The 10,938-nt window shown below is 62.9% G+C and carries 7 protein-coding genes and 1 tRNA gene; 3 read left to right on the top strand and 5 right to left on the bottom strand.

The features are described 5' to 3' along the window. Positions 1–147 precede the first annotated feature (147 nt). Together Q0R02_RS10355 and Q0R02_RS10350 are read right to left on the bottom strand one after the other, a co-directional pair. Positions 148–411, bottom strand: a complete 264-nt coding sequence (locus Q0R02_RS10355; RefSeq protein WP_293883182.1) for a hypothetical protein — start codon at positions 409–411, stop codon at positions 148–150. 182 nt (positions 412–593) lie between these two features. Further along, positions 594–668 (bottom strand) — tRNA-Glu (locus tag Q0R02_RS10350). 249 nt (positions 669–917) lie between these two features. Between Q0R02_RS10350 and Q0R02_RS10345 the strand changes: the two genes are divergently transcribed. Then, a complete protein-coding gene (locus Q0R02_RS10345; protein WP_293883179.1) occupies positions 918–4,235 on the top strand; it encodes a glycosyltransferase in 3,318 nt (1,105 codons plus the stop codon). A gap of 41 nt (positions 4,236–4,276) precedes the next feature. Here the strand turns inward: Q0R02_RS10345 and Q0R02_RS10340 are convergent, their stop codons facing one another. The 3 genes from Q0R02_RS10340 to Q0R02_RS10330 form a co-directional block, all read right to left on the bottom strand. Then, positions 4,277–4,858: a hypothetical protein gene (locus Q0R02_RS10340; RefSeq protein ID WP_293883177.1), complete on the bottom strand. Its 582-nt coding sequence runs from the start codon at positions 4,856–4,858 to the stop codon at positions 4,277–4,279. 164 nt (positions 4,859–5,022) lie between these two features. Continuing rightward, positions 5,023–6,396, bottom strand: a complete 1,374-nt coding sequence (locus tag Q0R02_RS10335) for a class II 3-deoxy-7-phosphoheptulonate synthase (RefSeq protein ID WP_293883175.1) — start codon at positions 6,394–6,396, stop codon at positions 5,023–5,025. A 47-nt stretch (positions 6,397–6,443) separates the two neighbouring features. Next, positions 6,444–7,364 carry a tetratricopeptide repeat protein gene (locus Q0R02_RS10330; RefSeq protein ID WP_293883172.1) on the bottom strand — a complete coding sequence of 307 codons (921 nt, stop codon included), beginning with the start codon at positions 7,362–7,364 and terminating at the stop codon, positions 6,444–6,446. A gap of 159 nt (positions 7,365–7,523) precedes the next feature. Between Q0R02_RS10330 and Q0R02_RS10325 the strand changes: the two genes are divergently transcribed. Both Q0R02_RS10325 and Q0R02_RS10320 read left to right on the top strand, forming a co-directional pair. Further along, positions 7,524–10,058 carry a cyclic nucleotide-binding domain-containing protein gene (locus Q0R02_RS10325; RefSeq protein WP_293883169.1) on the top strand — a complete coding sequence of 845 codons (2,535 nt, stop codon included), beginning with the start codon at positions 7,524–7,526 and terminating at the stop codon, positions 10,056–10,058. Continuing rightward, positions 10,058–10,933, top strand: coding sequence for a hypothetical protein (locus Q0R02_RS10320; RefSeq protein ID WP_293883166.1), 876 nt, complete (start codon positions 10,058–10,060; stop codon positions 10,931–10,933). Before Q0R02_RS10325 ends, Q0R02_RS10320 begins: the two co-directional genes overlap by 1 nt. Positions 10,934–10,938 lie beyond the last annotated feature (5 nt).

Here is a 10,938-nt window from a genome sequence, read left to right as displayed (position 1 = left end):
CCGACGGCCGCAGCCCAGATGAGGGTCTTGCGCCAGGGATTTGCCGTCTTTTCACTCTTCCGCCGCAGGGCAGGCCACATGGTTTGCGCTCGCTTTCGCGCCTTTGTGGCACCGAAAGGTTAGCAAACCGGAAACCATCGCTCCCGTTTATTTGACCGCAACGCGTGCCGCTGGTGCCCGTGCCGGATGACGTTTCCCCCACGCGGCAGCGCGCGCTGCTTGAAGTTTGGCCCGCGCAACGGCGATCGTCGCCGCATCGCCCTGCTGCACCGCTTCCCGCGTGAGGCGCGCCTGTCGCACAACTTCGCCATCCGCAAGCCGAACCGCGGCAGGGGAGGCGGCGGCCGCCATCGCGGGCGCGCCAGTTCCGATCATAGCGAGCGTCAGGAGTGCGGGGAAAAAGTGGCGCATCGACATATCCTTGGACTGAAGATGCGGTAACGTCCGGTGCCCCCAGGACGTTCCACCCCCGGAACGCTGTTGAGTATCAATACTGGGCGGAAAAAGGGTTCAGCCGCCCGCCGTTCGTCACCGATCAGTGACTGAGGTGCTGAATCAGGCCACCGCAATTGAAGGCTGAGGGACGAAAAAGTTGGTGACCCCTACGAGAATCGAACTCGTGTTTCAGCCGTGAGAGGGCCGCGTCCTAACCGCTAGACGAAGGGGCCTTCGAAGCGTGTCGCGCCCTTATGCCTCCTAAGCCATACGGTCAAGAATTGTCGCGATCGTCGAAATGAAGTTTTTGTCATGTCCGGGCCACGGCGTCGTCACCAAATCCGGTGCATTCAGCGGGGGCCGGGTCATCCGCTCCCAAGCGACCCGGCACACTTGTGAGCGGCATCGGTGTAGTCCCGTTGCGCCGATGCCGCTCTTAAAGGCTGGTCGATCACGGTAAGACCGGGCAAGGACGAATGACGATGGAGCAACCAATATTCTATGACGCCAGCGGGCGGCGGCGAAAATGGTCGTTGCGTACGGTTGCGTTTCTGTTGGCACTGATCGTGCTGGCCGCAATCGGGCTGGCCGCATCGGTCGTTTCGGTACCGATACCCTCTGCTTTGACGCCGATCCGCGAACGCGGGCAGCCGCGACCGATCCCCGAGCAGATCAGGCATTTGCGTCGCCAGATCGGCAGTTGGTTGCCTAGCACGACCCCCGCTGCGACTGCCGTCAACCAGATCACCGTCGCTTTTTACGTGCCGTGGGATCCGGACAGCAAGGCGTCGCTCGAACGCCACATCGGCCAACTCGACTGGCTAGTGCCGACGCTGGCAAGTTTCACGGATGCCGGGCGGAAGGTCCATGTCGAGAATGATCCGGGTCTCGAACGCATCTTGATGGCGGCATCGCACCGGCCAAAGGTGCTACCGATGGTCCAGAATGCGGCTAACGACAAATGGGATGGCGCAGGGATGGCGCAGGTCCTCCACGACCCATTGCGGCGCGCGGCGATGTTGCAGCGCGTCGAAGCGCTGGTGCTGCGGCAGCACGGCTCGGGCGTGGTTTATGACATTGAGGAACTGCCAAAAACTGCGCAGGCCGATTATCTTCGCTTCATCGGCGAAACCAAGAGGGCGTTCGCATCGCGTGGCTGGCTGGTAACGCTGGCGGTGCCGGTCGATGACCCCGACTGGCGGCTCGATGCCTTTGCCAAGGTGGCCGACCGATTGTTCCTGATGGACTATGACGAACATTCACCGGGCTATCCCGCCGGGCCTATTGCGTCGCAGATGTGGTTCGTGAACCACCTGAAGAATGCGCTACGCCAGGTGCCCGCTGACAAGGCCATCGTTGCGATCGGCAACTATGGCTATGACTGGCATGATGGGACTGCCGAAAACCTGACGGACGAAGAGGCGTGGCTGGCGGCTAACGACAGTGATGCCAAGGTCACGTTCGATCGTGCGAGCGGGAATTCCACTTTCTCCTACGAAGAAAACGGTTCGGTCCACACGATATGGATGCTCGATGCAGCAAGCGCGTGGAACCAGTTGCGCGCGGCGGACAGCGTCGGCGTCGCAGGCGTGGCGCTATGGCGGCTCGGTTCGGAGGATCCCGGGGTATGGCCCGCTTTCGCCTCTTTCCAGTCGGGCAAACTGCCCAATCTCTCGACCATTCGCCCGGTCGGCAACGTCGATGTCGAGGGCAATGGCGAGTTGCTGCGGATCGAAGCCACGCCAACCGACGGGGTCCGGCACGTTTCGTTCGACCGGTCCAAGCTCATTCGCGACCAGCAGTTCATCCACCTGCCGACACCATTCGTGGTCCGGCGAAGCGGCTACCTGCCGGGCAAGGTTGCACTGACATTCGACGACGGGCCGGACCCGGTCTGGACTCCGCAGATCCTCGACATACTGGAGGCAAAGCGAGTGCCCGCGACATTCTTTGTCATCGGCGAGAACGCGCTGTCGCAGCCCGGACTGCTGAACCGTGAACTCCGCGGCGGTAGCGAGATCGGCAACCACAGCTATACCCACCCGAACATGGCACAGGTGTCGCCAACCGGAATCCGGCTCGAACTGAACTTTACGCAGCGTCTGGTCGAAGCTTATACCGGGCGGGCAATGCGGTTGTTCCGAGCGCCGTATTTCGGGGATGCCGAACCGACGACTACTGACGAACTGATACCGGCGCTGCTGGCACAACAGGACGGTTACCTGAACGTCGGGCTGCACGTCGATCCGGGCGACTGGAAGCGGCCTGGTGTTCAGCAGATCATCGACGAAACTATCGCGCAGGTCGAAGACGGTAGCGCGGAAAAATCGGAGGGCGTCATCCTGCTGCACGATGGTGGCGGCGATCGCAGCCAGACGATCGCGGCGCTGCCCGTCATCATCGATCGTTTGCGCGCGAAGGGGTATAGCTTCGTGCCATTGTCGACGATGGCCGGGGTCAGCCCGCAGGCGATCATGCCGCAGCTGACAGGCCTCGATCTGCTGACTGTGCGGGCCGACGTCGGCGTATTCCTGTTCGCAGCCGCATTCATGGCGATGATCAAATGGGTATTCTTCCTCGCGATTGCGCTGGGGATTGCGCGGGCGGTGCTGATGGCGGGGCTCGCGATCAGGTCGCGCTTTGACAAGGACGCCCCGGTGGCGCCGCCCATTGATCCGACACGTTTCGTATCGGTCCTGATCCCGGCGTTCAACGAGGCCAAGGTGATTGCGAGTTCGATCCGACGGGTGCTGGCCAGTACCGATGTCTTGGTCGAAGTGATCGTGATCGACGACGGATCGACCGACGGCACGTCGGCGGTGGTGGCCAGCGAGTTCGGCGAGGACCCCCGCGTCCGGTTGCTGACGTTGGCAAACAGCGGCAAGGCGCGCGCGCTGAACCAGGGCATGGCGCTGGTCAACAGCGACGTCATTATCGCGCTGGATGCCGATACCCAATTCGAGGCAGAGACCGTTGCCCGGCTGGCACGGTGGTTTGCCGACCCCCTGATCGGCGCGGTCGCTGGCAATGCGAAGGTCGGGAACAAGGTCAACCTGGTGACGCGCTGGCAGGCGATCGAATATGTCACCGCCCAAAATCTCGAGCGCCGCGCCCTGACGCAATTTGATGCGATCACTGTGGTGCCGGGCGCGGTGGGGGCGTGGCGGCGGCAGGCGCTGGATGCGGTCGGTGGCTATCCGGTCGACACGCTGGCCGAGGACCAGGACCTAACGATCGCGATCCAGCGGGCGGGCTGGCGGGTCGGTTATGACATCGAGGCGGTGGCTTGGACCGAGGCGCCCGAGACGCTGCGCGCGCTGGCCAAACAACGGTTCCGCTGGGCATTCGGGACGCTGCAATGCCTGTGGAAACACCGCGCCATCATCCGCGACCGCAAGCCTGCTGGGCTGGCGCTGGTCGGCATCCCGCAGGCGTGGATTTTCCAGATCGGCTTTGCAATGATCAGCCCGATCATCGACCTGGCGCTCGTGCTCAGCGCGATCAATACCGTGGTCAAGGTCCACCAGCATGGCTGGGCGCAGACGCAATCCGATGTCCTGCGCATGGCGATTTACTGGTTGTTATTTACTGCGATCGACGTCGCGTGCGGCGGGATCGCCTATTGGCTGGAGAAACGCGAAACCCGCTATCCGGCGCATCTGCTGGTGGCGCAAAGGTTCGTCTATCGGCAGGTCATGTATTCGGTCGTGATCCGGGCGGTCGGGGCAGCGCTCAGCGGTCCGTGGGTTGGCTGGGGCAAGCTGGAGCGGAGCGGACGGACGACGGCTGTGAAGGTCTAGAGTCGCAGGAATCGCAGTAAATCGGACATAAAATTTCCTACTTACAGCAGGCGAATGCGCGGCCCGATCAACGGGCGCTTTGGAATGACGGCGGGCTTGGACTTGGGTTTTGGCTTGGCTTTAACTTCGACCTCAGGCTGCTTCTCGCGGGGCACCGCCGGTGTCTGTGAATCCCAGATTTCGTGCGGTGGCATCCGCTTGATTCGCGCCTTGTTGTCGAACCGGTTGCGCACCGCCGCCATTGCCAGTTTCTCGTTCAGCATCGCGCGGGTCCCGATGACGACGCCGCGTCGGATGATAGGCACCTGCTGTGGCTCGAAACATTCGCGAATGATCGCGAAATGCGCGTCGTCCTGGCCGAGTTTCAGCGCCGCATCCCATGCGCGGGAGAACTCGCCCCCGTCGCGATGGGCACGCAACACATAGGCCGAACGCGCGGTCCGCCCGACACTGCGGGCAGCGGCGGTGACAATCCCGCAACGCGACAGCGCGGCGATGAAGGCGACCTGCACATCGGCGCTCCACCCGCGCGCGGTCGGCCGGACCACGGGCACCGGGGTAAAGAGGATGGGATCGGCCATAAGCGCGGCACGAAAGGGCGAAAGACTGGCTGGTTTTTTCATGCGCGAGACCCTGCGCGCGAGTGGCGGTTGTAGGACAGGGATATTTCGGCGGGGTCGGCACCGCGCCAACCCGAATGCCAGTTAACGTCGGTGCCGGTATTGAACGCGACGGGGGATCGCTCTCCGGACCCGCATCACGTTATGCGGCGCTAGGCCGACGGTCGTCAGGCGGCCACGCGACGCCGTTCGGCCAGTTCCTGGTTCAGCATCTCTGCCAGCAGGAACGCGAGTTCAAGGCTTTGCCCGGCGTTGAGACGCGGATCGCAATGCGTATGATACCGGTCGCTGAGGCTTAGTTCGGTGACATCGACCGCGCCGCCGGTGCATTCGGTGACGTTCTGGCCGGTCATCTCGATATGGATGCCGCCGCCGAAGCTTCCTTCGGCACGATGGACGGCAAAGAAACCGCGCACTTCGGCCAGGATGCGTTCAAAGGGGCGCGTCTTGTAGCCGTTCGATGCCTTGATGACGTTGCCGTGCATCGGGTCACAGCTCCACACCACGGGATGCCCTTCGCGCAGGACGGCGCGGACGAGCGCAGGCAAGCCCGCCTCGATCTTGTCATGGCCATAGCGCGTGATCAGCGTCATGCGACCGGGAATGCGCCCCGGATTCAACGTGTCAAGCAACCGCAGCAGTTCATCGGACTGGAGCGTGGGACCGCATTTCATGCCGATCGGGTTGCCGATGCCACGCAGATATTCGACGTGCGCGCTCCCCTCGAACCGGGTGCGGTCGCCGATCCACAGCATGTGCGCCGATGTGTCGTACCAGTCGCCAGTCAGGCTGTCCTGCCGGGTCAGCGCGGTCTCGTACCCGAGCAGCAGCGCCTCATGGCTGGTATAGAACTGGGTGGTCTTCAGTTGCGGCACGGTATCGGGATTGATCCCGCAGGCCGCCATGAAGTCGAGCGCCTCGCCGATGCGGTCGGCGATGTCGCGATATTGCTTTGTCCACGGGCTGCGACCCATGAAATCGTGAGTCCACGCATGGACCTGATGCAGATTGGCATAGCCGCCGTTGCTGAACGCGCGCAGCAGGTTCAGCGTTGCCGCAGACTGGTTGTATGCCTGAACCATCCGCTGTGGATCGGGCGCACGACCGGCGGCTTCAAACGCGATGTCGTTGACGATGTCACCACGATAGCTGGGCAGTGAAACGCCGCCCTGCTCCTCGAAGTCACCCGATCGCGGCTTGGCGAACTGGCCCGCCATGCGTCCGAGCTTCACCGTTGGCAGCTTTGATGCAAACGTCATCACGACGGCCATCTGAAGAATGACGCGAAAGGTGTCGCGGATGTTGTTCGGGTGGAATTCGGCAAAGGATTCGGCACAGTCGCCGCCCTGAAGCAGGAACGCTTTGCCGTCCGCGACGCGGGCAAGGTCGGCAGTCAGGTCGCGTGCTTCGCCGGCAAAAACCAGCGGTGGAAAGTTGGCCAGCATATCGGTGGCGCGCGTGAACGCATCCGCATCGGGATAACGGGGCATCTGGCGGGCTTCGTGTGCCTGCCAGCTCGTCGGGGTCCAGTCGGTAGCCATGATGCCCTGCGCTTTGGGCGAAAGAGCCGTGATTGGCAAGGTCGGGGTCAGGTCGGGATACCCAGTTCCCTTGCCGCAGCCGTCAGGCGCGGGGCATCGCCGGGGTTGGCCGCAGTCGCCGATTTGAACGCGGCGCGCGCCTTGACCGTCTGCCCGAGCGTGACGTGACTCCGCATCAGCATGATCCAGCCATCGACGTTCTTGGGATTGGCGGCGAGTTTCCCAGCAAGGCTGGCCAGCATCCCGTCGACCATCGCGTCCTGCTGGCCCTTGGGAATGCCCGAAGCCGCGCGCATCTGGTCGGGCGTGGGGCCGGGAATCGCGGCGGTGGCAATGCTGGGAACGCCCGCAACCGGCAGGCCCATCTTCACCGCCGAAAGCCGGGTAGCGACCTCGATTTTATTCTTGGCCCCGACGTCGACGATCGCCTTGCGCACATCGGCTGCCCAGGGCGCATCGGACGGCGAGGCGGCGAGCAGGGCCAGCCAATCGGCAATCGCGCCATTGTGGTCGCTCGCCATGTCCTTGCCGACCGCCAGATAATAGCGCGCGCGAGGGTCGGAGGGGTCGCGCTTCACCGCAGTCTCGAACGCAACCTTCGCGTCGGGATCGACCGCGCCGGGTCCGGCCAGCACGAGCGCTTCGCCAAGTGACGACCAGTATTCGGCCTTTTCGGGCGCAAGCTGGGTCGCGCGTTTGTAGGCAGTCGCGCTTTCGGCGAACCGCTGGGTATTGAAGAACGACCAGCCCAACGTCCGCCAGCCCTCGGCATCCTTCGGATTGGCTTTCAGCTTTGCCTCAAGCTGTGCGATCATGGTCGCGGCGTCGGGCTGCGTCGCGGTGGCGACCGGGGCAGGTGGCACGGTCTTGTGCTGCGCGCGCCAGACTGCGGTGCCGATCCCGGCCACCGCGATCAATCCGGCACCCATCAGGACGATCCGACTCGTCTTCGATTCCGCCGACGCCATGTTTAACGCTCCCCACCCCAATTCAATTCGTTTTGCGGTCTAGCGCAATCCGGCGGCGATGCTAGACTAGGCACGGGGTCGCAACCAAATCAAGCAGATCGCTCGCCCGTTACCGAGGCGCGCGGGTGTTTATCTATGTTGCTTGGGGGGCTTTGATCCGTGTCTGACATTTTCCGGATCGCTATCGTTGGATCGGGGCCCGCGGGGCTGAGCGCTGCGTCGCGCGCCGCGCAGCTTGGCCTGTCGCACATCCTGCTGGAAAAGACCTCGCACCTCTCCGACACGATCTACAAATATCAAAAGGGCAAGCACGTCATGGCGACGCCGAGCCAGCTGGTGCTGCGTTCGGACCTCGATTTCGGTGCGGGCAAGCGCGAGGCGGTGCTCGACACCTGGGACCTGCAGACCGAGCGCAATGGCGTCACCGTCCGCAAGGAAGCGGAGGTCAAAAAGATAGAGGGGACGGGCGATCCAATCCCCGGCAGCATCCAGAAGATTGTGGTCCGGGCGCGCGACGGCAGCAGCGAAACGCGCGAAATGCAGCGTCATGCGCCGCCCTATCGGCTGACGCTGTCCGACGGCACCAGCATCATGGCCGAAGCGGTCATCCTTGCGATCGGGACGCAGGGTAATCCGAACTTGATGCGTGTGCCTGGCGGCGACCTGTCGCACGTGCAGTATCAACTCGACGATCCGGCAGAATATAACGACGAGCATATCTTTGTCATCGGTGGCGGCGATGCCGGCATCGAGAATGCGCTGGGCCTCGCCGCCGATGTCGCGCAGGGCAATATCGTCTCGCTGGTCAACCGGTCTGCCGAGTTTTCGACCGCCAAGGATGCCAATGTCAAGGCGCTGATGGCCGCGCGCGACGCCGGGCGCATCACGATCTATGCCGAGTGCAATACGCAAGGGGTCGCGGTTGGCGAGATCACGCTGGAAACGCGCGATGGCGAGGTGAAGTCACGCTGCGACCGCATCATCGCCCGCATGGGTTCGGCGCCGCCACGCGCGTTTGTCGAAGAATCGGGGATTGAATTCACCAGCGGCGACCGGCTGGCCTTTCCCAAACTGTCGCCCGTGTTTGAAACGACCGCACCCGGCATCTTCGTGATCGGGGCGCTGGCGGGATATCCGCTGATCAAGCATTGCATGAACCAGGGCCATGACGTGGTCGAGTTCGTCAACGGCAACACCTCGTTGAAACCCGCCGACGAGCCGATCCTCGAAGCCAAGTTCCGTGACTTGCCGGGCAAGCGGTCGGTCGACGAATGGCTCGAACTGTTGCGTTCGAACGTGTCGATTTTGGAAGGCATGTCGCCACTGCAGATGCGCGAGTTCATGCTCGATTCGAACGCGCGCTTCTATCGCCGGGGCGACACGATCTTTTCGCGCAGCGACCCCGGATCATCGTTGTTCGCCATCGCCAGCGGATCGGTGCTGGTCCAGGTCGACCCGACCAACCCCGCCATCACGGTGCCCATCGAAACCGGGTCAATCTTTGGTGAGGTCGGGCTGATTTCGGGACGACGGCGCGGGGCCACGATCATTGCCGCCGAGGACGCGATCTGCGTCGAGGTTTCGCGCACTGCCGCGCTGAAACTGCAGTCTTCAGTTCCCGCTGCCAAGCGCGCCATTACGCGGATCTCGATCGAGCGGCAGTTGCTGCAGATGTTCGGGTCGGGCCTGACCAAGGAAGACGTCGCCGAAGTCGTCGAGAACGCCGAGGTCGTGCAGGTCAAGGCCGGGCAGAACGTCATTACCGAAGGCGACGAGGGCGAGGACATCTTCGTCATCCGCACCGGTTCGATGGTCGTCGAGAAAAAGATTGGCGGGAAGCCGGTGTTTTTGTCTTATTTGCCTGCGGGTTCGTATGTCGGCGAAATGGCGCTGCTCGCGGGCGGCAAGCGCACGGCGACGGTCAAAGCGGCGATCAAATCCGAAGTCATCAAGTTAAACGGCGACACGTTCCGCACCCTGCTTGGTGAAAAACCGCAATTGCTGGAAAAAGCCCGCCGCGACATGGCTGCGCGGCAAGACGTCAATGCGTTCATCGAAGCCAAGAAGGACAGTTTCTCGGGCGTGGTCGACATGTATTCCAGCGTCGCCACCTTCCTGGTCGAACAGGGGGTGGGCGAGGCGACCGACGTCCTGCTGATCGACGAAAACCTCTGCGTCGGGTGCGACAATTGCGAGAAAGCCTGCGCCGATTCGCACGAGGGCCTGTCGCGCCTCGATCGTGAGGCGGGCCGCACCTATGCCCATCTTCATGTCCCGACATCATGTCGCCACTGCGAGCATCCGCATTGCATGGCCGATTGCCCGCCCAACGCCATCCACCGTGGACCCGATGGCGAAGTCTTCATCGACGATACCTGTATCGGCTGTGGGAATTGCCAGCGAAATTGCCCCTATGGCGTGATCCGCATGGATGCGAAGCCGCCGAAAAAGCCTTCGTTGCTGAACTGGCTGTTGTTCGGAATGGGGCCGGGGCCGGGTGAGCCGCCGAAGAAATGGTCCTATGCCAACGCCGATCCGACGGTCGAAAAGGCCAAGAAGGCGATCAAGTGCGATATGTGTTCGGGGATCGAGGGTGGTCCGGCCTGTGTGCGCGCCTGCCCGACCGGAGCAGCAATCCGCGTGGCACCGGAGGAGTTCCTGACGGTTGCCCGGCTTGAACGGGACGACGCCTGATGGCGACGCGGGTTTCTGTCCAGAACCGGTTACGCGGTTCGGCAATCCATGACGGATTTTTGCGCCACAACGGGTTTCGCTGGGCAAAGATCGCGGGTGTCGTCTCGCTGATCGCGCTGCTGGTCTATATCAGCGTGGATGCCAAGCCGCGACCGAGCGGGGGATCGTGGTATGGCTATACGCTGGGCACGATCGGCGCCTTGCTGATCCTATGGCTGACGATGCTGGGCGTGCGAAAACGCGCAATGACCAGCGGGCGCTGGTCGCTGAAAAGCTGGACGTCCGCACACGTCTATCTTGGGTTGAGCCTGATCGTTATCGCGACGCTGCACACCGGGTTCCAGTTCGGCTGGAATATCCACACGCTGGCCTATGTGCTGATGATGGTGGTGATCTTGTCGGGGCTGTTCGGCATTACCGCCTATTCATGGTTGCCGCGAACGCTGTCGAACAACCGCGACGAAACAACCGAACCGCAGATGCTTGAGGGGCTGCGGTCGATCGACCGGCAGTTGCACGAGGCCGCGCAGCCGGTCGATCAGCGGCATGCCGAACTGGTGCGAAGCTCGCTGGAGCAGGACCCCTTTGGTGGCGGATTATGGGCGCGACTGAGCGGCCACTATCCAAAATGCGCGACCCGGCTTGCCCAGGCGGAGATCCGGCGAGAGACGGTGTATCTGCCAAAGCTGGGTGAGGAGCCGCTCGAACGCATCGATGCCCTGCTCGAGAAGAAGGAGGCGATGCTGGCGCGAGTCCGGCGGCATCTTCGTATCCGCGCGCTGCTCGAGATCTGGCTGTACATCCATGTGCCGATGACGTTCGCGCTGATCGCCGCGCTGACGGCGCACATCGTTTCCGTATTCTTTTACTGGTGAGGGTG

Source organism: Sphingomonas sp. (genome assembly GCF_025353885.1).
In the GTDB taxonomy this organism is placed as follows: Bacteria; Pseudomonadota; Alphaproteobacteria; order Sphingomonadales; family Sphingomonadaceae; genus Sphingomonas_O.
This window is presented reverse-complemented; position numbering and strand designations above follow the sequence as displayed.